This is a genomic window from Providencia sp. PROV061, from assembly GCF_011045655.1.
In the GTDB taxonomy this organism is placed as follows: domain Bacteria; phylum Pseudomonadota; class Gammaproteobacteria; order Enterobacterales; family Enterobacteriaceae; genus Providencia; species Providencia hangzhouensis.
The window spans coordinates 4,264,371-4,287,714 of sequence record NZ_CP042861.1; the positions used below are offsets into that span (position 1 = coordinate 4,264,371).

23 protein-coding genes are annotated in these 23,344 nt (G+C 42.8%); 7 read left to right on the forward strand and 16 right to left on the reverse strand.

Translation table 11 applies throughout. From position 1 onward, the window contains the following. Position 1: 1 nt before the first annotated feature. Both FVA72_RS19685 and bhsA read right to left on the reverse strand, forming a co-directional pair. Positions 2–433, reverse strand: coding sequence for a YhbP family protein (locus tag FVA72_RS19685; RefSeq protein ID WP_110592553.1), 432 nt, complete (start codon positions 431–433; stop codon positions 2–4). A gap of 319 nt (positions 434–752) precedes the next feature. Beyond that, complete coding sequence (gene bhsA, locus FVA72_RS19690; RefSeq protein ID WP_110591062.1) at positions 753–1,004, reverse strand: multiple stress resistance protein BhsA; 252 nt, start codon at positions 1,002–1,004, stop codon at positions 753–755. A gap of 270 nt (positions 1,005–1,274) precedes the next feature. On the opposite strand from bhsA, the gene FVA72_RS19695 reads away from it, so the two are divergent. Then, complete coding sequence (locus tag FVA72_RS19695) at positions 1,275–1,613, forward strand: GIY-YIG nuclease family protein (protein ID WP_004905864.1); 339 nt, start codon at positions 1,275–1,277, stop codon at positions 1,611–1,613. Here FVA72_RS19695 and FVA72_RS19700 read toward each other — a convergent pair. Both FVA72_RS19700 and ubiT read right to left on the reverse strand, forming a co-directional pair. Further along, complete coding sequence (locus FVA72_RS19700; RefSeq protein ID WP_004905865.1) at positions 1,586–2,089, reverse strand: GNAT family N-acetyltransferase; 504 nt, start codon at positions 2,087–2,089, stop codon at positions 1,586–1,588. The genes FVA72_RS19695 and FVA72_RS19700 overlap by 28 nt on opposite strands. Next, positions 2,083–2,607 carry a ubiquinone anaerobic biosynthesis accessory factor UbiT gene (ubiT, locus tag FVA72_RS19705; RefSeq protein ID WP_004905868.1) on the reverse strand — a complete coding sequence of 175 codons (525 nt, stop codon included), beginning with the start codon at positions 2,605–2,607 and terminating at the stop codon, positions 2,083–2,085. The genes FVA72_RS19700 and ubiT overlap by 7 nt, the downstream gene beginning before the upstream one ends. 514 nt (positions 2,608–3,121) lie before the next feature. Here ubiT and ubiU point away from each other — a divergent pair. Further along, positions 3,122–4,117 (forward strand): ubiquinone anaerobic biosynthesis protein UbiU, encoded by a 996-nt coding sequence (gene ubiU, locus FVA72_RS19710; RefSeq protein WP_094961644.1) that lies wholly within the window; start codon positions 3,122–3,124, stop codon positions 4,115–4,117. A gap of 17 nt (positions 4,118–4,134) precedes the next feature. Next, positions 4,135–5,010 carry a U32 family peptidase gene (locus tag FVA72_RS19715; RefSeq protein ID WP_096864325.1) on the forward strand — a complete coding sequence of 292 codons (876 nt, stop codon included), beginning with the start codon at positions 4,135–4,137 and terminating at the stop codon, positions 5,008–5,010. Positions 5,011–5,049: 39 nt separating this feature from the next. Here FVA72_RS19715 and FVA72_RS19720 read toward each other — a convergent pair whose 3' ends face one another. From FVA72_RS19720 to FVA72_RS19740, 5 genes are all read right to left on the reverse strand, one after another. Next, positions 5,050–5,367: a type II toxin-antitoxin system YafQ family toxin gene (locus FVA72_RS19720; protein WP_110591061.1), complete on the reverse strand. Its 318-nt coding sequence runs from the start codon at positions 5,365–5,367 to the stop codon at positions 5,050–5,052. Further along, complete coding sequence (locus FVA72_RS19725; RefSeq protein WP_004905876.1) at positions 5,348–5,635, reverse strand: type II toxin-antitoxin system RelB/DinJ family antitoxin; 288 nt, start codon at positions 5,633–5,635, stop codon at positions 5,348–5,350. The genes FVA72_RS19720 and FVA72_RS19725 overlap by 20 nt, the downstream gene beginning before the upstream one ends. A gap of 130 nt (positions 5,636–5,765) precedes the next feature. Continuing rightward, entirely contained in the window at positions 5,766–6,920 is a 1,155-nt protein-coding gene (locus FVA72_RS19730; RefSeq protein ID WP_004905877.1) for an ABC transporter permease, read from the reverse strand. Further along, on the reverse strand, positions 6,920–8,065 hold the full coding sequence (locus FVA72_RS19735) for an ABC transporter permease (protein ID WP_004905879.1): 1,146 nt from the start codon (positions 8,063–8,065) through the stop codon (positions 6,920–6,922). The genes FVA72_RS19730 and FVA72_RS19735 overlap by 1 nt, the downstream gene beginning before the upstream one ends. A gap of 11 nt (positions 8,066–8,076) precedes the next feature. Then, on the reverse strand, positions 8,077–9,048 hold the full coding sequence (locus tag FVA72_RS19740; RefSeq protein WP_110591060.1) for an HlyD family secretion protein: 972 nt from the start codon (positions 9,046–9,048) through the stop codon (positions 8,077–8,079). A gap of 781 nt (positions 9,049–9,829) precedes the next feature. Between FVA72_RS19740 and FVA72_RS19745 the strand changes: the two genes are divergently transcribed. From FVA72_RS19745 to FVA72_RS19760, 4 genes are all read left to right on the forward strand, one after another. Beyond that, positions 9,830–11,515, forward strand: a complete 1,686-nt coding sequence (locus FVA72_RS19745) for a sensor histidine kinase (protein ID WP_094961673.1) — start codon at positions 9,830–9,832, stop codon at positions 11,513–11,515. A 19-nt stretch (positions 11,516–11,534) separates the two neighbouring features. Further along, entirely contained in the window at positions 11,535–12,251 is a 717-nt protein-coding gene (btsR, locus tag FVA72_RS19750) for a two-component system response regulator BtsR (protein WP_004905884.1), read from the forward strand. A 153-nt stretch (positions 12,252–12,404) separates the two neighbouring features. After that, positions 12,405–12,674 (forward strand): hypothetical protein, encoded by a 270-nt coding sequence (locus tag FVA72_RS19755; RefSeq protein WP_110591059.1) that lies wholly within the window; start codon positions 12,405–12,407, stop codon positions 12,672–12,674. A 15-nt stretch (positions 12,675–12,689) separates the two neighbouring features. Then, on the forward strand, positions 12,690–13,034 hold the full coding sequence (locus tag FVA72_RS19760; protein WP_164456148.1) for a type II toxin-antitoxin system RelE/ParE family toxin: 345 nt from the start codon (positions 12,690–12,692) through the stop codon (positions 13,032–13,034). An 81-nt stretch (positions 13,035–13,115) separates the two neighbouring features. Here the strand turns inward: FVA72_RS19760 and FVA72_RS19765 are convergent, their stop codons facing one another. From FVA72_RS19765 to infB, 7 genes are all read right to left on the reverse strand, one after another. Continuing rightward, positions 13,116–15,047, reverse strand: a complete 1,932-nt coding sequence (locus FVA72_RS19765; protein WP_110591058.1) for a DEAD/DEAH family ATP-dependent RNA helicase — start codon at positions 15,045–15,047, stop codon at positions 13,116–13,118. 170 nt (positions 15,048–15,217) lie between these two features. Beyond that, a complete protein-coding gene (gene nlpI / locus FVA72_RS19770; protein WP_243154726.1) occupies positions 15,218–16,135 on the reverse strand; it encodes a lipoprotein NlpI in 918 nt (305 codons plus the stop codon). 93 nt (positions 16,136–16,228) lie between these two features. Beyond that, complete coding sequence (pnp, locus tag FVA72_RS19775; RefSeq protein WP_094961648.1) at positions 16,229–18,352, reverse strand: polyribonucleotide nucleotidyltransferase; 2,124 nt, start codon at positions 18,350–18,352, stop codon at positions 16,229–16,231. 403 nt (positions 18,353–18,755) lie between these two features. Continuing rightward, positions 18,756–19,025, reverse strand: coding sequence for a 30S ribosomal protein S15 (gene rpsO, locus FVA72_RS19780; RefSeq protein WP_004905890.1), 270 nt, complete (start codon positions 19,023–19,025; stop codon positions 18,756–18,758). A gap of 112 nt (positions 19,026–19,137) precedes the next feature. Beyond that, entirely contained in the window at positions 19,138–20,091 is a 954-nt protein-coding gene (truB, locus tag FVA72_RS19785; protein WP_110591057.1) for a tRNA pseudouridine(55) synthase TruB, read from the reverse strand. Further along, positions 20,091–20,501 (reverse strand): 30S ribosome-binding factor RbfA, encoded by a 411-nt coding sequence (rbfA, locus tag FVA72_RS19790; protein ID WP_004905894.1) that lies wholly within the window; start codon positions 20,499–20,501, stop codon positions 20,091–20,093. Before rbfA ends, truB begins: the two co-directional genes overlap by 1 nt. Before the next feature lie 86 nt (positions 20,502–20,587). Continuing rightward, positions 20,588–23,326, reverse strand: coding sequence for a translation initiation factor IF-2 (gene infB, locus FVA72_RS19795; RefSeq protein WP_094961650.1), 2,739 nt, complete (start codon positions 23,324–23,326; stop codon positions 20,588–20,590). Positions 23,327–23,344 lie beyond the last annotated feature (18 nt).

Genomic DNA, 23,344 nt, shown 5'->3' on the forward strand with positions numbered 1-23,344 from the left:
TTTAGCATTCCCAATATAGCTTGGTGCCAAAACCTAATTTATTATCCACCATTTTGACATTCTGTAAGTGAAGCTGCCAAACTGGCAGTTTCGCTGCTATTGCCACAGGGAAGCGGCGGCAGTAGAAACCGCGAGCGAGTTGTGCTTCCTCACTTTCTAATATTTTAATTTCACCTGTAAATTGAATACCTTGTATTGTATTCACGGCTTTAGTTTGCGCCGATATTGTGCCAGCCACTTGCGGGTTAGCCACCATCAATTGCCCATGCTTGGAATTCGGGTCTGTCATTAAAATCAGACACATCGTTTTCGCATCAAATGCATAGTAACAACTGGCAGGCCAGATATCATTGTTGTGATGAGCAAAAAGGGAAAAAACGTGTTGGCGAGCAATATAGCGTTGGATGTGTTTTAAAGTTTGTTCAGGCGTCATAGCGGTTTCCATATAAACCCGTTCAGAACAAGCTTTCGGGTTACCCCTAAGCTTGCTTAAACTGTTCTGAACGTAGGCATAAAATTCGCTATTACTATAGCCTAACTAATTAAAAAATGGTTCTAATTAGTTTTATCACTCTAATTAACTTGGGTTTTTAGACCATCTAACCCAAGTCTTTACTCTAAATAATTCGAGTTGTAGCTAGGCGGCAAGTGAACGAGGTGCTAGGAGCATACATAAGTATGTGACTAGTGCGAATGAACGCGGCCAACAACGCTACGGCTCGAAGTATGACGAGTAAATATGACGAATAGAGTTACTTATAAATAGCTGCAGTACCATTCATGCTATTCTCACCGCCAGCAGAAATCACACGGAATGAAGTTGCGCCAGCTTCATCAGCTTTTTTGGCTAATTGTGCGGTCAGGTCATTTACACTCACAGCACCCGTTACTGAGACATAACCAGCTGCAGGCTGATTAGTATGTTGAACTTCTTCAGCCGCCATTGAACCAAATGAAACAGCACCTAAAGTTAAAGCAGCAGCTAATAATGTTGATTTTTTCATTGTATATACCTTCTTGTAAAATTGATTTTTAGTTGGGATTTTTACTGTCCCTCTGTGACATGGATCATATTATGCGCTTTATTTTGAAAAGAAAATTAGCTAATTTTGCTATAGTTATTCAAATAATTTGAATGCTAACTTAGGTTGAGGTTACAACTTTGTGACAGTTTTATATCATTTTTTATTTAAATTTTAATATGTTATAAATATCTTACTTAACGAATATATTCGTTGTTAACCTAATATTTTCTTCTTATAAATCAGCACAGAATGATAAAAACAACCCTAGAAAAAAAACAATCAAAACAAAGTGATTGGTATCTTTACTTAGTAAGAGAGAAAAATAACGCCTTGTATTGTGGTATCACCACCGATGTACAACGTCGTTTTGAGCAACATAAGGCAGGAACAGGGGCAAAAGCATTGAAAGGAAAAATGCCACTAGAACTGGTATTTTCTTGTTTTATTGGTTCTCGCTCAGCCGCGTCAAAAATAGAATATCAAGTTAAGCAACTGAATAAAAAGATAAAAGAAAGGCTGGTCATTGACCAGCCTGATGATTTAACTGACTACTTAGCTAACTATAAATTATTGAAGTGTGAAGAGTAAGTCACCAAACCTTGGTGTTCCCCGATTTCGCCATTTTCTAAGCCACAAACCAAAAAATGAGCCTGTTGTTCAGGCCATTGGCAGCTTACGCCGTGGCTTGAAGCCGGTTCAAAACCAAAACGCGAATAGTAGCGTTCATCTCCCAGTACAACGACAGCACCATAACCAAACTCATTAAGGCTATCTAACCCTTCGTAGACCAGTTTTTCTGCGATCCCTTGGCCTTGATGCGCTTTACTTACCGCTAATGGCGCAAGACCTACCCATTGTACGTCTTCGTCGTTAACATCAACGGGTGTGAAGCCAACATAGCCAATCACTTCACCATCATCATTTGTTGCCACAACCCCGAGAGTTAACAAACCATCCTCACGCAAATGTTGAACAAGGTTAGCTTCCGCTTCAGTTGGAAATGTTTCACGCAATAATTTATCAATACCCATTGCATCGACAGGGATTTCAACTCGAATTAGCATGAAGTTAACGCAGGCGATTTATGCTCTGCGTCCTCAGCTTCATGCACGGTTTTAATCACATCGGCTAATTGTAATAGAGCAAAACGCAGCGGTGCTGGCATGTTTTCGAGTTCGAAAGCATCCATTAAATTCTTCACATAAAGTCCGAGCTCAGTATCCCCTTCAATCACCAATCTACGTTGGAAAAAGAGCGTATCGGGGTCTTCTTTGCGCGCGGCGATCAGTACTAGATCATTCGCATTACCACTCACACTAACATCAGCCTCTGCATGCTGTTTTACAGACAATTGACCATCTTGCAAACTGATAAACCAGACTAACGCTAAGTCACGGACTTCAACTTTTAGCCATTTGTCTTCGAGAAAATCAAGTTCCCCTTCTTTTACTGATTCGCGAAATTGCCAACTTAGCAACTGCTCGAGAACCTGACGCTGTAATGCGAATGGGGTCACTTTTAAAGGCAGTTTCAAAAATGAAGGGCCTTTTGTGATGAGTTGAGAACGAATTTTACCTAACACAGTACTGACTCCCGTAGTAATTGTCTGCCCGTTTTCGTGTAACTACTTAACCGCAGTAGCAGCTCGAATTATTTAGGGTAACATATTGCATATTTAGATGATTAAATTTTCAACGCTAATAACCCCACTTATTGAAGTCATTAACCTAACATTTGACTCACGATAAGTTATCTTGCCAAAAAATGACATTATTGGTTTGATCCTATATCAATTTTTGCCCATCCCGCCAATATTTATTTCTCACTTCCCATTGATAAAAAACTATCTCTAATTACCGATACTATCCAATTAACGTTCAAAATTTAGTCAAAAATGATTTATTTTCCCTATTTAATAAACTTATTCTCTACTATTTGATACAGTTTCTTTATTACCCACCAGTCCCCTTATTTCCCTAACAACCTTAATTAACGAATACTGATATCCATTAACAATTTCTCTGCTCTAAATCAAAATCTATAACAGTTCTGTTGACTAGAATGGCAGCTATTAAATTTTATACAGGGATAGGACAATGGAATTACTCTGCCCAGCAGGGAATTTGCCCGCGTTAAAAGCGGCTGTCGATAACGGTGCTGATGCCGTTTATATTGGATTAAAAAATGATACCAATGCGCGCCATTTCGCAGGACTCAATTTTACTGAAAAAAAACTGCACGAAGCTGAGCGCTATATCCATAACCGTAAACGAAAATTACATATTGCGATTAATACATTTGCGCACCCTAACGGTTACGAACGTTGGCAAAACTCTGTCGATCTTGCCGCGGATCTCGGTGCCGATGCCTTGATCTTAGCCGATATCGCAATGTTAGAGTACGCGGCAAATAAATACCCGCATATTGAAAGGCATGTTTCTGTTCAAGCCTCTGCGACCAATACTGAAGCCATACGCTTCTATGAACGTAATTTTCAAGTCCATCGTGTCGTCCTGCCGCGCGTGCTATCTATTCACCAAGTGAAACAATTAGCCAAAAATAGCCCTGTACCGCTTGAAGTATTTGCTTTTGGTAGTTTATGCATCATGGCTGAAGGCCGCTGCTATCTGTCTTCTTATCTCACGGGTGAGTCGCCAAATACCGTAGGAGCATGCTCTCCAGCCCGTTTTGTTCGTTGGCAACAAACTGAGGAAGGAATGGAATCACGCCTTAATAATGTGTTGATAGACCGTTACCAAAAAGATGAAAATGCCGGTTACCCAACACTATGTAAAGGACGTTATCTTGTCGATGAACAGAAATATCATGTCCTTGAAGAGCCCACCAGCCTCAACACCATTGAATTATTACCTGAATTAATGGCAGCGAATATTGCCTCTGTCAAAATTGAAGGCCGCCAGCGCAGTCCTGCTTATGTGACTGAAGTGACCCGTATTTGGCGCCAAGCCATCGACCGCTACAAATCCAACCCGAATAACTTTGTCACCGACCCTAAATGGCTAAAAGCATTAGGTGGGCTTTCTGAAGGAAGCCAAACTACATTGGGTGCCTATCATCGTAAATGGCAGTAATTTAAAAGGTAAATATCATGCAGTACTCGTTAGGATCTATTCTTTATTACTGGCCAAAGCAAACGCTGGAAGATTTTTATCAACACGCCGTTCAAAGTGACGCCGATATTATCTATCTCGGTGAGACTGTGTGCAGTAAACGTCGAGAAATGAAGCCCAATGATTGGATAGAACTCGCACAACAACTCGCGAAAAGTGGTAAACAGATTGTGCTGAGCACCCTTGCTCTCCTTCAAGCACCTTCAGAACTTAAAGAGATCAGCAAATTAGTTGATAATGGCGAGTTTCTCGTTGAAGCCCATGATTTTGGTGTGGTCAACATGTTAGCCGAGAGAGGACTTCCTTTTGTCGCGGGCCACGGTTTGAATTGCTATAACGCACAAACCTTAAATATTCTCTTACGCCAAGGCATGGTGCGCTGGTGTATGCCTGTAGAACTTTCTCGTGATTGGCTAGTCAATTTACTTCACCAATGTGATGACATCGGTATTCGTGGCAAATTTGATGTTGAAGTGATGAGCTACGGTCACTTACCACTTGCCTATTCCGCACGCTGTTTTACTGCGCGCTCTGAAAATAAGCAAAAAGACGAGTGTGAAACTTGCTGTATAAACTACCCACAAGGGCGCAAGGTGCTTTCCCAAGAACACCAACAGGTGTTTACATTAAATGGCATTCAAACGCTCAGTGGTGCTTGCTATAACCTTGGCAATGACCTGCATTCAATGCATGATCTTGTAGATATTGTGCGCATTTCCCCTGAAAGTATAGAATCCCTTGAGATAATCAAACAGTTTAAAGCCAATGAAAATGGGGATATTCCGCTGAATATCGTAAACCAAAACTGTAATGGTTATTGGCGACAAATTGCAGGGTTGTTGCTAGTGCCTTGATATACAATAGGTAATGAGCTCGAACTATAGCTCATTACCTTAACCAAATAATTCACTGTGCGAACCAATATCAACGAAAGTGATTAAATTACCTTTATCTGACAAGCGATAAACCAGTAAGAAATCACCACCAATATGAAGCTCCCTAGCTCCTTGCCATTCATGACCTTCTAATTCATGGTCAAGATATTCTTTTGGTATTATTTTTTGAGAAAACAGTATTTCCATAACGAGAACAGCCGCATTCATATCCCTACGGCCCGCTCGGTTATATCGTTCCCATGACTCCTTAAACGTTGGTGTATAAGCAACCTGCCTTGGTTGCTTAGCTCGCTTATTACTTGGCTTCTGAGTCAACTTTGCTTAACTCCACCATCATTTCGTTAATTGAATCGTAGTGCTGCTCAATAGCTTTAGCTTCTTTCAACGCTAGTGTAGTTTTCAGCGAAGGTTGCTTACGTTTTATTTCAAAGGGAACTCTTTGCTCTTGAACTACTTGTTCTAAAAACAAACGAATAGCTGCGCTAATAGTCAAACCACAATCTTGTAATACACTCGTGGCTTCCGCTTTTAATTGTTCATCAATTCGACTACGAACATCTGTTGTTTTCAATAGTGTTGACATATCATCCCCCTACACATATCAAACGTAGCTACATTGTGACTACATTGTGGTTGAGTTTAGCATTTGTCGATTAATTAGTCATTATTTCTTTAGGCCGCCTTTTCTAATAGACCATAAACACGATTAAATATTAATGCCGATGCCTGCGCCAGCGGTTAAACATATGGCTAATATGACGCAGTTCGCCATCTCGGAGCATACCAATAAATACCCCAATGACCGTATAAATAACCCCTAAAATCAGCATCATCACGATATCCATCAGGACATCGCTAAACGGTAGTCCCATTTGGTTAAGACCTGCCATGGCGTTTGTGGCCCATGTTGATGGTAGAGCCGATGCTATCATACGTACCCAATCAGGCATCGCTTGCAGTGGCCAAATCGTACCTGACATATAAAACACAGGGGTCGTAATAAATGCCAAAGTTAAATAAATCATTTCGACACTGCGCAAACATTCCGTCACTAACTTGCCAAGCCCCAGAACAGCCAAGAGGAATGGGAACGTGAACATCCAAATCACATACAATGGCGCTTCTTGCCGGTAACCCAATACCCACGGCCAAAGGGCAAAAAATACGGTAGATAAAAATAACCAAATCGGAATTAAAGCAGATAGCGCCCCTAAATAAACGGCTAATGGCGGTTTTCCTTTCGGCGTAGAACGAACCGCGATACTGACTCGCACACAGGCAATCAACAGGGAGTGCTGTAATAACATCACTAACAAGCCAGGAAAAACGATTGCTGCGAAGCTGATCCCTGGGTTATACAGTGGCTCAGTTTCACTGCGAATAGGGGTAATAATCACTTTCGCTTGTTCTTGGCTATAGCCTGCTTTAGTGAGTAACTGGGTGTTATAGGCATTGAGCAGTGTTTGGTAGGCTTTTGATAACTCTTGCTGAATTTGCCCACTTGCTAGCCGGTTGGTGCCATCACCATACACTGGCACAGTGATATTTTTACCACTCAATAAGTGTTGTTGAAAATCTGTTGGAATGATAATTATCGCAAATAACTTTCTCGCAATCATATCCTGACGAGCTTGAGCAAGGTTATCATAACTCTGCAATTGCACCTTCGGCGTCGCATCAAGATCACGGATTAACTCACGGCTTGCTGTGCTGTGGTCCATATCAATAACTGCAACAGGTAAGTCCCAAAGAACAGGCTTGGCATAAACTAAGCTCATAACGCATAGAGAAACCAATAATAACAGCCACATCGGTTTTTCCAACATCCCCAGCAGCACTTTACGAAAGGTTGCAAAATAGATAGCCATTAGACAACCCCTCCTTGGTTTTCTAACCGTTTTACTAGTCGCTTACGGATTAAAAAGCCAATCACGAATGGGTAAATCAATAAAAATAGACACACTTGAACGATGCGAGTAAAAGAAATCTCCCGCAAGAAAATATCAAACATAGCATTCAATGTATGTGTAAGTGGTTCAATATTAGAAATAATCTGTGCAGGCAATATCATTGATAGCTCAGGCACAGCCATACCCGAAAAGGCTAAGGCGATACTCACCAGCATCCCTATCAAGCTATACGCCATGATGGCACTTGAGGTAAAACTAAACAGCAATAAACCGATACTTTGCGCTGCTATCACATAGAAAAACCCTAATACAATCATATATAACGGGTTCCCTACCACTTTAGCATCAAAAATAGTGACTAGCGCCGCAATCTCTACGGCGAGCAATATACTGAAAAATAAGGTGTAAGGAGCTAACTTCCCAAGTAACGCCATGACAAACGGTTTAACACTTTGTAAGGTAGAACCTCGTGACATGGTGTAGATTGTTGCGGTAACAACAAATAGCTGTAGCATATGAATAGTTGCAGCAAACTGTTGATAATAAATATAACTACCGCTCGGATTGAACAAACTGTCATAAGAAAGTGTGACTTGAGCTAATGGCGGCAATGCCTTTCCCATGGACTTAGCCATTTCTTGGCGATACTTCGCATTCAGCTCTGCCACTAGCCCACTAAAATCTTGAATCGCATAACTACCTGATGCATAAAAGAGCGCATTATAATACATCCGCAGCTCAGGCTGACGCCCCCGTAAGACATCTTCTTCAAAGTTATGAGGAATATACAATAACGCGTAATCTTTTGAACTACCGAGTCTTTTTAATGACGTACTCAAATTATCATCAATCGTTTTTACATCAGCGTGCGGGCCTGCGTTAAGGTCACGAATAATTTGCCGAGACACGGGGCTATGGTTGTCATCCACCACAGAAACGGGTAAATCCATTAATGTCCCCTCTGAAAAGTTAGCGCTAACTAACGTAAACAGCATTAATGGAAACAGCCAACTTAACCAATGAAAAACAGGGCTACGAATAGCCATTTGGGTTTCACGGCTAAAGGCGTGCTCAAAACCGTGCCAAGCGAACTTAAATTTCATGGCAACACCTTTTACTTATCCCAGTGCCATAACACACTCATGCCAGGCCTTAACCCTTCGATCGGCTCTACAGAATATAAGCGAATTTCAAATGTTTTTAAATCGAAGTCACCCGTTGCACGTGTTGCTCGCTTAGTAGCATAGTCACCTTTTGGTGCAATATAACGAATTTCAGCTTCAACCACCTTATTACCCAACGCTGGGATATCCAGCTGTACTTTATCGCCTTTTTTCACATCAACTAAAATATCTTCACGCAAGTTATAGACAAAATAAGCTTGCGGTAGGCGTATTAATGAAACCAAAGGGCTTCCTGCATTAAATAGTTCGCCAATTTCAGCGGGGATAGGCCCTACTTCCCCATCAACCGGGGCTTTAACTTGCAAATCATCCACCTGAACTTGCAATTCAGCTAATTTTTGTTCTGCTTGGTCAAGCGCCGCCTCATATTGCTGACGTAATTCAATACGGTCACCATGTAAGCCTTCTTCCAACCGTGCTTTTGCCCCTTGAACTTGCGAAAATGCCACTTCTTTGGCCTTACGTGCGTTATCTAACTCATTCGCTGAAACATACCCTTTGTTTTTTAAATTACTTAAACGAGCATATTCACGAGAGGCATTTTGATATTGAGAGTTGGCTTGTGCCAAGGTGGCTTGAAGATCACGAATAGTTTCTTCGCGAGTACCATTAATAGAGAGTTCTAGCTGCGCCTTTGCTTGGTCTCTTGCCGCTTTTGATGCTGCATACTGCGCCTGTAGCTCAGGGCTTTCTAATGTTAAGAGAAGTTGCCCTTGTTTTACATCATCACCACGCTCAATATGGCGCTCAATCACCCGCCCTTTTGCTTTCGAGGTTACGATAACTTCAGGTGCATCGACTTCCCCCTGTAACAATAAGTATTGGTTATGGGAATGAAAAAGTGCCGCTGCTGCTATTAAGATAAGCATCAGCAAAATCAGTGCTATTGTTCTTTTTTTCATTATTTATGTGAACCTTAAATAATAACGGGGGAAACTACCATCCCTAGAGTATGACAAGAAAGTTAAATACAGCGTTAATAAATTCGTGCGCAAGATCACGAAAAGGTAGGTCATTGACTAATATTGAAGCGGTTTCAGCCTTATGTCAAATATTGATGAGTGTACTTTTCTCAAATGTCGATTACTTAACCAGTGACTTACGATATAATTTCAAGCCGAATAAAGACCACGAATAGATAGCAAGAATAAATAATTCCGCCACAAAATAAAAATCCCACAACGTATCATGCTCTAAATAGTTCACATTGTGGGTAGGCGACAAAAGAAGATAGCTTGGGGAGCATACACAAGTATGTGACCCAAGGAGCTGAACGTAGTCAACACCCCCAGAATGTGAAACATGACGAGCCATGCTCTAAATAGTTCGCATTATGGGTAGGCGACAAGAAAAGGTATCTTGGGGAGCATACACAAGTATGTGACCCAAGGAGCTGAACGTAGTCAACCCCCCCAGAATGTGAAACATGACGAGCCATGCTCTAAATAGTTCGCATTATGGGTAGGCGACAAGAAAAGGTATCTTGGGGAGCATACACAAGTATGTGACCCAAGGAGCTGAACGTAGTCACCCCCCCCAGAATGTGAAACATGACGAGCCATGCTCTAAATAGTTCGCATTATGGGTAGGCGACAAGAGAAGATAGCTTGGGGAGCATACACAAGTATGTGACCCAAGGAGCTGAACGTAGTCAACACCCCCAGAATGTGAAATATGACGAGCATGTACGAATTTGACTTAATATTACTCCTCCTCCAGCAAATGTGCGTCTACTTAGTGATCGCATGGGTCCTCAGTCGTACCCCGCTGGTTACCCCATTACTTAAAGTCACTATTCGCTTACCTCACAAGGTGATGTGCTACCTGATTTTCTCAGTATTTTGCATTATCGGTACTTATTTTGGTTTGCATATCAATGATTCTATTGCCAATACTCGCGCCATTGGTGCCGTGCTTGGGGGCCTATTAGGCGGCCCCGCTGTCGGCTTTGCCGTTGGTTTTACTGGTGGGTTGCATCGTTATTCATTGGGTGGTATGAGTGCATTTGCCTGTATGGTTTCAACGATTGTTGAAGGGTTGATTGGCGGGTTAGTTCATCGTTACTTTATGAAACGTGGCGAAATTAATAAAATTTTTAATCCTATGATTGCCAGCTGTGTCACTTTTATTGCTGAAATCATACAAATGCTAATTATTTTATTGTTGGCAAAACCTTTCGATGAAGCCCTCGAACTTGTTAAAAATATCGCTGCACCTATGGTCATCGCAAATACGATTGGCGCAGCCATGTTTATTCGTATTTTACTCGACCGCCGCGCTATTGTTGAAAAATACACAACTGCATTCTCTGCTCAGGCGCTAAAAATCGCCTTAACCACTGAAGGAATTCTGCGTAAAGGCTTTAATGCTGATAACAGTATGAAAGTTGCCAAGATTATTTATCAAGAACTAGAAATTGGCGCCGTCGCCATCACTGATCGTGAAAAAATACTCGCATTTATTGGTATTGGCGCTGATCACCATCGCCCGGGAACACCGATTTCGTCGAGTCAGTCAAGGCAAGCTATTGAGAATAATGAAGTTGTATATGCCGATGGCAATGAAACGCCTTACAAGTGTTCATTAAGCCCCACCTGTAAACTCGGTTCTGCATTAGTGATCCCATTACGCGGGGAAAACGAAAAAGTCATTGGTACAATTAAACTGTATGAAGCGAAAAATAGCCTATTTAGCTCCATAAATCGTACCCTTGGTGAAGGCATAGCCAGCTTATTTTCCGCGCAAATTCTCGCGGGCCAATATGAGCGCAATAAACAATCACTGTTACAATCCGAAGTTAAACTACTTCATGCGCAAGTGAACCCCCACTTTTTGTTTAATGTACTCAATACGCTGCAAGCCGTGATCCGCAAAGATAGCCAGCAAGCAGGCCAGCTTGTGCAATATATTTCGACATTTTTCCGCAATAATTTAAAACGACCTGAACAAAATGCCACGCTTGGTGAGGAAATTGAACATATCAACGCCTATTTGCAGATAGAAAAAGCCCGCTTTCAAGAAAGCTTACAAATTCATATTGAGATCCCAGATGAAGTCAAACAGGTTGAACTTCCGGCATTTACCCTGCAGCCACTGGTTGAAAATGCAATTAAACACGGCACCTCACAGTTATTAGAAACAGGATATATTACAATACGTAGTTATATCGGCAGTGAACATGTCTACATCGAAATAGAAGATAACGCGGGGCTATACAAGCCGACTAAAAAGTCCGATGGCTTAGGAATGGGGCTAGTCGATAAACGCTTACGTTTAAAATATGGTGAACAATATGGTATCAGCGTAGAACATGAGCCAGAAAAATTCACTCGAATGAAAATTCGCCTGCCTTATTTGGCTACAACATAATAATGATTAAATTACCTCTATGAATGTATTGATTGTTGATGACGAACCTCTTGCACGGGAAAATGTGCGTTGCCTACTTGAAGAACACGATGATATTGAAATTATCGGTGAATGCGCAAATGCGATTGAAGCGATTGGGGTCATTCACAAAAAAAAGCCTGATGTGGTTTTTCTTGATATTCAAATGCCGCGCCTAACTGGCCTTGAAATGGTACGTATGTTAGATCCAGAAGACCGCCCCTATATCGTCTTTCTTACCGCTTTTAATGAATTTGCCATCCAAGCTTTTGAAGAGCATGCATTTGATTACTTGTTAAAGCCCCTTGAAACAGAGCGATTAAAAAAAACCTTAAACCGCCTACGTCAAGGTAAGCAAAAACAGAACCTTGAACTGCTCAGCAACAATGAGCCGCTCAAATTTATCCCTTGTACTGGCCATAGCCGCATCTATTTGATGAAGCTTGATGAAGTGCTATATGCCACCTCACGTATGAGTGGCGTGTATGTAATGAGCACACAAGGGCAAGAAGGCTTTACTGAGCTCACATTACGCACATTAGAAACTCGTACACCTTTAGTGCGCTGCCATCGCCAATATTTGGTTAACATGACTCAGTTAAATGAAATTCTGTTTGGCGACGGTGGACAAGCCGAGTTGGTACTCAGTTCCGGTGAACATATACCTGTCAGCCGCCGTTATCTCAAGCCACTAAAAGAGGCATTGGGGTTAGTTTGAGTCGCGCTTCAACTTCCTACGCACAAACTTGGTGTATAAATTAATAATAAATTTGTACATCTAACTGATTTTTTCTATAATCAGAAATATAAGTTCAAAAAATACACAATACGTTATTCTGGGTTGTGTGTTCACTATTTATAGGAACAAAATATGTCTAATACAATGTCGCAAAAAGCAGCACGTGAAGGCCTTGGTAACCCTGAGCTCTTTAAGGGCGGCGTTTTTGTAACAAAAAATGGGCAATCTGAGCTGTTTATCCAAACAAGTGAAGAACGTGAAATAGAGCTAAAAGAAAGGGAAAGAGAGCGCCAAGCAAATGCACTGCTAAAATTGGTGATGGCAGCAAAAGATGATGTTAAAAATAAGAGAATCTTATCACCAGAAGAAGCGCTAGAAAAATTACGTGCAGCAAGAAAATAATGAAAGGAAATTGTGATGGAACAACCCTATACGGTCACCCTCGCAGAAACTGCATTATGGTCACTACAGGATGTAGAATCGTTTAAAATCAATTTTATGAGCAGTGTTCAAGCAGCCGCGTTTGTTGATGAGCTACTTTTATCATCCGTTAGAGCAATATCAGAAGATCCAAAGCGTTATCGCCCAAATCAAATGTTAGCCGATAATGGTCTACTAATTCGGGAGCGAATCGATATAACTAGCCAATATCGTTGTTTATATGAATTTGATATGCAAACAAATAACGTTGTTATCCTACTTTTTATCAGTACAGCACAAGATTTAGAAAAAACGCTTTATCGCTACTACATACTTAGGTAAAAATGGCTAGCAAAAAACCCGCATTTCCAAGAAGTGCGGGTTTTCATTTTATTAGGGAATAACTTCCCTAAAACCTAGCAATTACGCGTTATGGCTGCTGCTACGACGACGAGGTGCTGCATTAGTACCATCTTGACGTGGAGCAGAGTTACCACGATCACGGTTACCACCACCACGGCGTTCACCACCGCCACGACGTTCGCCACCGCGCTCACCGCCACGGTCATTACGACGACCTGCACCGAAGCCACCTTCGCTGCCGCCATCACGACGACCACCACCACGACGCTCACCACCACCGCGACGTTCGAACGGTTGTGCATCACCGATCAGCTGCATTTGAGTTGGCTTATTCAAAATGCGTGCGCGACTTAAATGCGTTAACACGTCAGTTGGCATACCTTTTGGTAATTCAATTGTCGAGTGCGTTCCGTACAATTTGATATTACCGATATAACGGCTGCTGATATCCGCTTCGTTAGCAATCGCACCAACAATGTGACGAACTTCCACACCATCATCACGGCCAACTTCAATACGGTACATTTCCATATCACCGACATCACGACGCTCACGACGTCCGCCACGCTCACCACGTTCTGCACGGTCAAAACCATTGCCGTTGCTGTTGCGGCGATCACCACGGCGATCATCGCGATCATTAAATTCACGACGTGGACGACGTGGCGCATCTGGTGGCAGGATCAGAGCACGTTCACCTTGTGCCATTTTCAGTAATGCTGCGGCTAAAGTTTCCATATCTACATCTTCTGATGGAGACATTTTTGCTAACAGTGAACGATATTGGTCTAAATCGCTGCTTTCTAATTGCTGTTGAATTTTCTCAGCAAATTTCGCCTGACGACGTTGGCTCAGCAGATCTGCATCTGGTAATTCAACTTCAGGAATAGTCAGTTTCATCGTACGTTCAACGTTACGTAGCAGACGGCGTTCACGGTTCTCAACAAACAGTAACGCACGGCCCGCACGACCCGCACGGCCTGTACGGCCAATACGGTGAACGTAAGACTCGGCATCCATTGGGATGTCATAGTTAACAACTAAACTAATACGCTCAACGTCCAAACCACGCGCTGCAACGTCAGTTGCGATCAAGATATCTAAACGACCATCTTTTAAGCGCTCTAAAGTTTGCTCACGCAGTGCTTGGTTCATGTCACCATTTAGTGCAGCACTGTTGTAGCCATTGCGTTCTAACGCTTCAGCCACTTCTAATGTTGCATTTTTGGTACGCACGAAAATAATTGCTGCATCAAAGTCTTCTGCTTCTAAGAAACGCACTAACGCTTCATTTTTACGCATACCGTACACTGTCCAATAACTCTGAGCAATGTCTGGACGGGTTGTAATGCTAGCCTGAATACGAATTTCTTTCGGGTCTTTCATAAAACGACGTGTAATACGACGAATTGGCTCAGGCATTGTTGCAGAGAACAGCGCAGTTTGGTGCTCAGCTGGAATTTGGCTCATGATGTTTTCAACATCTTCAATGAAGCCCATACGCAGCATTTCATCAGCTTCGTCTAAGACTAAGCCTTTTAATTTAGAAAGATCTAACGTGCCACGTTTTAAGTGATCAAGAAGGCGGCCTGGTGTACCCACAACAATTTGTGGTCCTTGGCGCAGTGCACGTAATTGTACGTCATAACGTTGACCACCATACAGGGCAACAACGTTAACGCGGTTCATATGTTTAGAGAAATCACTCATTGCTTCCGCTACCTGAACAGCCAACTCACGAGTTGGAGCAAGTACTAAAATTTGCGGAGCTTTTAAATCTGGGTCGATGTTATGCAGTAATGGCAAACTAAATGCAGCAGTTTTACCGCTACCTGTTTGTGCCATACCTAATACATCGTTGCCATCCATTAACAATGGAATACATTGCTGTTGGATTGGTGATGGTTTTTCATATCCCAGGTCATTTAGTGCTGTCAAAATAGATGCTGATAAACCTAACTCAGCAAAAGAAATATCGGTCTCAGTAGTCATGTAAAGGTGCCTCATACATAATGGCAGCCAGTTTACATAACCATGCGAAAATCATTTCGGTCATTTTCATTTAAAATGTGAACTGGCTCAAATTGTGTTTATTAAACGAACAAATAGGCCGTCACCCCGAGGGATGATGACTTAAAAATTTATCATGAAATGTTCGTCAGCTATTGCTGGCCCGATTCTAAAAGGTCGTCTTGTTCTTGGCCTAACAGCGCCAATTCCAACAATGCATAGCGGTGTTCAACAAAGCTGTGAGCGTTGTTAGCTACCGTCAGTTTGAATAACGCAACTGCGCTATCCTTATCCCCCAGACTTAGGTAATGCTTACCTAAATAGAAGTTAGTTTCACTGAGATGCTCAGCGAGCGAAGTGTTATCCGTAGATGTTTCTTTCAAACGCTCCATCAATGTATTTTCATTGATATTGCCAAGATAGAATTCTACGATATTCCAGCCCCATTGCCCTTTCTCCGCTTGGTTGTAGCGGGCAGCAAGATTATCTTGCGCCATACGCGGGTCTATGTCTTTCTCTACGAGGTAAAGCCACAGAGTACGAAAAGGATCATTTGGATCTATCTGATAATACGCCAGCAGATCATCCTGCGCTAGTTTGTACCGTTCACCGTAATATAATGCGATGCCACGATTCATTCGCGCGAAATTGTAAGTTGGATCAAGCTCTAAAACAGAATCAAACGCTTCATAGGCAGCATCATAATTGCCTGCCTGCGTAAAATATATCCCTAAAAAATTAAAAACTTCAGGAATATCAGGACGAATGGCTAACGCAGTTGAAAAATCATTACGTGCCAGCGCCCTTAAACCGAGACTATCATACAACACACCGCGCTCATATAAAAGCTGTGCGTATTCATCATCGGTTAAAGACCGACTCGCAAGGATTTGTTCCATACGAGCCAGTATCACTTCTTGTTGCAATGAAGGTTGAAGTGGAACGGCAAATACCTCGTTCTTTCGCCAATCTTTGCTACTACATCCAATAATAACAAAAAAGATAAGCGTCAAGAGCACACGCGGTAACGTGCGATAATCTCTCACCCGAAGACAGATACTGTTCAACATACTCCGCCCTTACATTACCACGCTTTACAAATGATGGTTTCAGCAAATTTAGGCTGATAGCGCCCTAACTTAATAGAGCGCTGTTAAGTCAGCTTACTCTGCTGAGTCCTGCGGTTGTGCACTTGCTTCTTCAGTTGCTACCGCTTCTTTCATGCTAAGACGGATACGGCCCTGACGGTCGATTTCCAATACCTTAACAGGAACTTCTTGACCCATTTGTAGGTAATCAGTCACTTTCTCAACACGTTTGTCCGCGATTTGAGAAATATGAACCAGACCTTCTTTACCGCCGCCAATCGCAACAAATGCACCAAAGTCGACAATACGGGTTACTTTACCTGGATAAATGCGGCCAACTTCAACTTCTGCTGTGATATCTTCAATACGACGAATTGCTTCTTTCGCTTTAATACCATCAGTTGCTGCAATTTTCACAGTACCGTCATCTTCGATCTCGATAGTCGTGCCCGTTTCTTCCGTTAACGCACGGATCACAGAACCACCTTTACCGATGACATCTTTGATTTTGTCTGGATTGATGCGGATAGTGTAAATACGTGGAGCAAATTCAGAGATTTCTTCACGTGGGCCATTGATTGCTTGTTCCATCGTACCAAGAATGTGCAAACGCGCACCTTTTGCTTGGTTTAAGGCAACTTGCATAATTTCACGCGTGATCCCTTCAATTTTGATGTCCATTTGCAGTGCACTGATACCCTCACGGCTACCAGCCACTTTAAAGTCCATATCACCTAAGTGATCTTCGTCACCTAAGATATCAGACAGAACAACGAAATCTTCGCCTTCTTTTACCAGACCCATTGCAATACCTGCAACAGCGGCTTTAATTGGCACACCAGCATCCATCAGTGCTAATGACGCACCGCAAACTGATGCCATTGATGATGAACCATTGGATTCAGTGATTTCAGACACAACACGTACAGTGTATGGGAAATCTGCGTGGTCAGGCATCACAGCTAACACACCGCGTTTCGCTAAACGGCCGTGACCGATTTCACGACGTTTTGGTGAACCCACCATGCCAGTTTCACCGACAGAGTATGGAGGGAAGTTGTAATGGAATAAGAAACGGTCAGTATATTCGCCCATTAATTGGTCGATAACCTGTGCATCACGCTCTGTACCTAAAGTTGCAGTTACCAGTGCTTGAGTTTCACCACGAGTAAACAACGCAGAACCGTGAGTACGTGGCAGAACCCCCGTACGAACGTCCAGTGCACGAACCATATCTTTTTCGCGGCCATCGATACGTGGCTCACCACGGATAACACGGCTACGAACAACTTGTTTTTCTAAGCTTGCTAAAATATCTGCAACTTCAGAAACATCAACGTTTTCGTCTTCAGCAACTAATACTGCAGTGACTTCTTCTTTGATTAAGTCAACCTGCGCGTAGCGCTCTTGTTTCTCAGTGATGCGGTAAGCATCGCCCATACGGCTTTCAGCTAATTGTGCAACACGGTCATGAAGAGCTTGGTTAACTGGCTCTGGCTGCCAATCCCATTTCTCTTTCCCAGCTTCTTTCACTAATTCATTGATATTCTGAATAACAACTTGTTGTTGATCGTGGCCAAATACCACTGCACCTAACATTTGCTCTTCGCTCAACAAATCAGCTTCAGATTCAACCATTAATACCGCGTTATCAGTACCTGCAACCACTAAATCCAAACGGCTGTTTTTCAGTTCGTCTGCTGTAGGGTTCAGAACATATTGGTCATTGATAAAACCAACACGTGCAGCACCGATTGGGCCATTGAATGGAACACCTGACAGTGCTAATACCGCTGATGCACCAATCATCGCAACGATATCTGGGTTAACTTGTGGGTTAACAGATACAACGGTCGCAATGATTTGAATTTCGTTATAAAAACCTTCTGGGAACAGAGGGCGTAGAGGACGGTCAATCAGACGTGCGATTAACGTTTCGCCTTCACCAGGACGACCTTCACGACGGAAGAAACTTCCAGGGATGCGGCCCGCTGCATATGTACGTTCTTGATAGTTAACAGTTAAAGGGAAGAAATCTTGACCTTCTTTCACTTTTTTCTGTGCAACTGCAGTCACGAATACTGCAGTGTCATCCATGTTAACCATAACAGCAGCAGATGCTTGGCGTGCGATCATACCGGTTTCAATCGAAACAGTATGTTGACCGTATTGGAATTTACGAACAATAGGATTTAACACTATATTACCCTTTTTGTAAGGCTACCTGAGATTCTCAGGGAGCATTGGTTTACTCTTCCTACTACAGCCTCGCGACTAATGAGAATACTGATGTTCTAGTGATCAATTCTCTCATTAGCCGCGCGAATCGGATGTAGCGAAGAGGCATTAATAAAAACAACTCACTACGATTTATAGCTTAGCATTTAAGTTAAGTATAATTCGAGTATTACTTCAACTTTCAAAATAACTTTTAGAAGAAAAGGGGCCTCTGGCCCCTTTTCTCTGAAACTGACTCTACTCGTCATACTTCAAGTTGCAACGTTGTTGACTACATTCACTCGTACTAGCCACATACTCATGTATGTACCTAGTAACTCACTCATTTGTCGCCTAGCTGCAACTCAAATTATCTAGAGTAAGATTAGCGGCGCAGACCTAAACGCTCGATAAGAGCAGTGTAACGCGCGATATCTTTACCTTTCAAGTAAGCTTGTAAGCGACGACGCTGAGCAACCATACGCAGCAGACCACGACGGCTGTGGTGATCTTTTTTGTGCTCTGCAAAGTGACTTTGCAGGTGGTTGATTTGTGCTGTCAGCAGAGCGATTTGAACTTCGCTTGAACCAGTGTCATTTTCACCGCGGCCGAACTCAGCAACGATTTTAGCTTTCGCTTCATTACTTAGAGACATAATAAACTCCAAAATGATTAATGTAAGTGATGAGAGCCAATCTCTAATTTAGCATCTCAAGATTAAGCGCCGCTATTCTACGCTGCTTAAGGCAGCAAAGCAATAAGCGCCACTACACGGACTGTTCATTTTCCACAACCAAACGCTTCGGTGCTATACGGCCATCTTCACTCACCAGAGCAATACCGATAAACCGCTGCTCTGCGCCACAAGTGACTCGGACCATACAACCTTCTTCAAGGCCTTGGACTGCGGCTCGCACAGGTTGACCCTGCTTAAAATAAGCCGCTGTTTCTTCTGTAATATTTACAGCTGGAAAATGAACGACTGCCGTATCCATTGGCAACAATAGAGAGTCGAGCAATGACTCAAAAGAGCCTTCACCCGCATCTACTTTTGCCCGTAAAGCAGCTAATTGTTCTAATGTTACCATTCGCTCATAAGGGTAATTAGCCACTTGCACTCGACGCAGGTAAATCACATGCGCACCACAGCCTAACATCTCACCTAAATCATCGATAATTGTACGAATATAGGTTCCTTTAGAACAGTGTATCTCCAGTTCTAATTCATTATTTTCTAAACGAATAAACTGCAATTCATACACTGTAATTGGGCGAGCTTCACGCTCAACTGTAATCCCTTTACGCGCATATTCATACAACGGACGACCTTGGTGTTTCAACGCTGAATACATTGAAGGAACTTGTAATGTATCACCGCGGAAAAATTCTAAAGCATCATCTAGTTGCTGCTGTGTAAACTCTACGTTACGCTCACTAATAATTTCGCCATGTGAATCTGACGTATCAGTACGTTGCCCAAGACGTGCAATCACGCGATAACGTTTATCTGAATCGAGTAAAAACTGGGAAAATTTCGTCGCTTCGCCGAGACAAACAGGCAACATACCTGTTGCGAGAGGGTCAAGTGCCCCCGTGTGCCCAGCTTTATTGGCATTAAAAAAGCGCCGCACTTTTTGCAGCGCATCATTTGAAGAAATGTCCGTGGGTTTATCCAGCAGCACTACGCCGTCAATATTACGGCCGCTACGACGACGCCCCATTATTTTTCCTCTTTATCACTAACATCCGCACGACGTTTTTCATCATCGCGGATCACATTTGACACTAAATTAGACATCCGCATACCGTCAACAAGAGAGTTGTCATATTCAAATGTTAACTCAGGAATAATACGCAAACGCATTGCTTTTCCAATTAATGAACGTATAAAGCCTGATGCTTCATTTAATGCTTTAATGCCATCTGCAACCATTTCTTCTTCGCTTTTATCGTTAGCGATATTGAAGAAGGTCACAAAGACTTTACCGTATGCGAGATCGCGAGATAACTCGACACCTGAAACGGTAGCCATACCAATACGTGGGTCTTTGATCTCACGTTGTAAGATGATCGCAATTTCTTTTTGCATCTCTTGCGCAACGCGTTGTGCACGACTGAATTCTTTTGCCATCGTTATATCTCCTGACAATAAAGGGGGCAAGCGCCCCCTCATTCATACTGTTTTCTCACCACGACATTTCGTGGGTACTCACAAAATTAACCGTCAATAGAACGTTTAACTTCAATAATTTCGAAAACTTCAATCATATCGCCTACACGAACATCGTTGTAGTTCTTAACGCCGATACCACATTCCATACCGTTACGAACTTCATTGACGTCATCTTTAAAGCGACGTAGTGACTCTAGCTCACCTTCATAAATAACCACGTTATCACGTAATACGCGGATTGGGTTATTACGTTTGATGGTGCCTTCAGTGACCATACAACCAGCAACCGCGCCGAATTTCGGTGATTTAAATACATCGCGAACTTCTGCAAGTCCAATAATTTGCTGTTTGTACTCAGGCGCTAACATACCGCTCATAGCTTGTTTAATTTCATCAATTAAGCTATAGATAACAGAGTAGTAGCGTAAGTCAACACTTTCACTTTCAATCACGCGACGAGCAGAAGCATCTGCACGTACGTTGAAGCCTAAGATGATAGCATTCGATGCCGCAGCTAATGTTGCGTCAGTTTCAGTGATACCACCTACACCAGAACCGATGATTTTAATTTTAACTTCATCAGTCGACAGCTTCATTAGAGAGTCGGTAATTGCTTCACAAGTACCTTGTACGTCGGTTTTCAGAACGATGTTCAGCTCAGACACTTTACCTTCTTCCATGTTAGCAAACATGTTTTCCAGTTTAGATTTCTGCTGGCGAGCTAATTTAACATCACGGAATTTACCTTGACGATACAAGGCAACTTCACGTGCTTTTTTCTCGTCACGTACAACGGTAGCTTCATCACCCGCTGAAGGTACGTTAGATAAGCCTAAGATCTCAACAGGCATTGAAGGGCCTGCAGACTGAACTTCTTTACCTAATTCGTTACGCATTGCACGAATACGGCCATATTCGAAACCACACAGGACGATATCGCCTTTGTTCAGTGTACCTTCTTGAACTAAGATTGTTGCAACTGGGCCACGACCTTTGTCTAAGTACGACTCAACAACGACACCGCTTGCCATGCCTGCATATACCGCTTTCAGTTCTAAAACTTCAGCTTGCAGCAAGATAGCATCGAGCAACTCGTCAATACCGGTACCTTTCTTAGCAGAAACACTGATGAACTGAGTATCACCACCCCAGTCTTCAGAAATAACACCGTACTGAGACAGTTCATTTCTAACGCGGTCTGGATCAGCTTCTGGTTTATCAATTTTGTTTACTGCAACAACAATTGGTACACCCGCTGCTTTCGCATGCTGAATAGCTTCAATTGTTTGTGGCATAACACCATCGTCTGCAGCAACAACCAGAACAACGATATCCGTTGCCTGAGCACCACGAGCACGCATTGAAGTAAACGCGGCGTGACCTGGGGTATCTAAGAAGGTAATCATACCCTTATCAGTTTGTACGTGGTAAGCACCAATGTGCTGAGTAATACCACCCGCTTCACCTGATGCCACTTTCGTTGAGCGAATGTAGTCAAGTAGAGAGGTTTTACCATGGTCAACGTGACCCATAATGGTCACAACTGGCGCACGTGGCTCTTGAAGTGCAGAACCTGTATCACGGTCATTCATTACCGCTTCTTCTAATTCGTTTTCACGACGCAGAATAACTTTGTGACCCATTTCTTCTGCAACTAACTGTGCAGTTTCTTGGTCAATCACTTGGTTGATAGTCGCCATTGCGCCCATCTTCATCATCGTTTTGATGACTTGAGAACCTTTTACTGCCATTTTATTAGCAAGTTCACCAACAGTGATTGTTTCACCAATCACAACATCACGGTTAACCGCAACTGCTGGTTTAGTAAAGCTTTGTTGTAAAGAACTACCTTTACGTTGCTTACCTTTGCTGCGACCCGAACGGCCTGCGGCACGTTCTTCTTCGCGATCTGCTTTTTCAGAAAGTTTATTACCTTTCTTCTGGCGAGGTGCTTTTGCAGTACGATTACGTGAACGACGGCCTTCTTCTTTCTCATCACTTTCATCTTCAGCTGCACGAGCGTGCGTTGAAGTTGTTGTGTGATAATCGCTGTCTTCTTCAGTTTTCGTTTCAGCAGTCCACTTTTCACCGTTTTCTTCTGCCATTTTGCGTGCTTCTTCAGCTACGCGACGTGCTTCTGCTTCAACTTTGCGCTGAGTTTCTTCTTCAGCTTTACGTTTTAGCTCCGCAGCTTCAGCTTCACGGCGTTGTTTGTCGGCATTACTTTCTACAGCTTTGCCTGGTTTTTGTTGATTTTCGCTTGGTTTCACTTTTTCTCTTTCCGCTGCTTCGCGCGTAGCTTTATCTGCTGCTTCACGTTTTGCTTTCTCTTCGGCTTCACGTTTTGCCTTTTCTTCCGCTTCACGTTTAGCTGTTTCTTCTGCTAATCGTTTTGCTTCTGCTTGACGTTGTGCCAGTTCTTCAGCTTCGCGCTGTGCCTGCTCTTCCGCTTCACGCTGCGCCTGCTCTTCCGCTTTTGCTTCTTCAGCATCACGGTTCACATAAGTGCGTTTTTTGCGGACTTCGACATTTACCGATTTGCTTTTGCCACCGGTGACGGGGACACTCAGCGTACTACGAGTTTTGCGCTGTAGTGTCAATTTGCTTGGCTGACCCGCTACCCCGCCTTGTTCACGGTTTAAATGGCTCAGTAAAGCTTCTTTTTCTGACTGGCTAACAGAGTCATTCTCACCTTTTTTGATCCCTGCTTCAGCAAATTGCTGTACCAGGCGATCAACTGTGGTTTGAATTTCCGTTGCCAATGTTTTTACAGTTTCTGTCATGCCGTTCCTTCCTGCTAC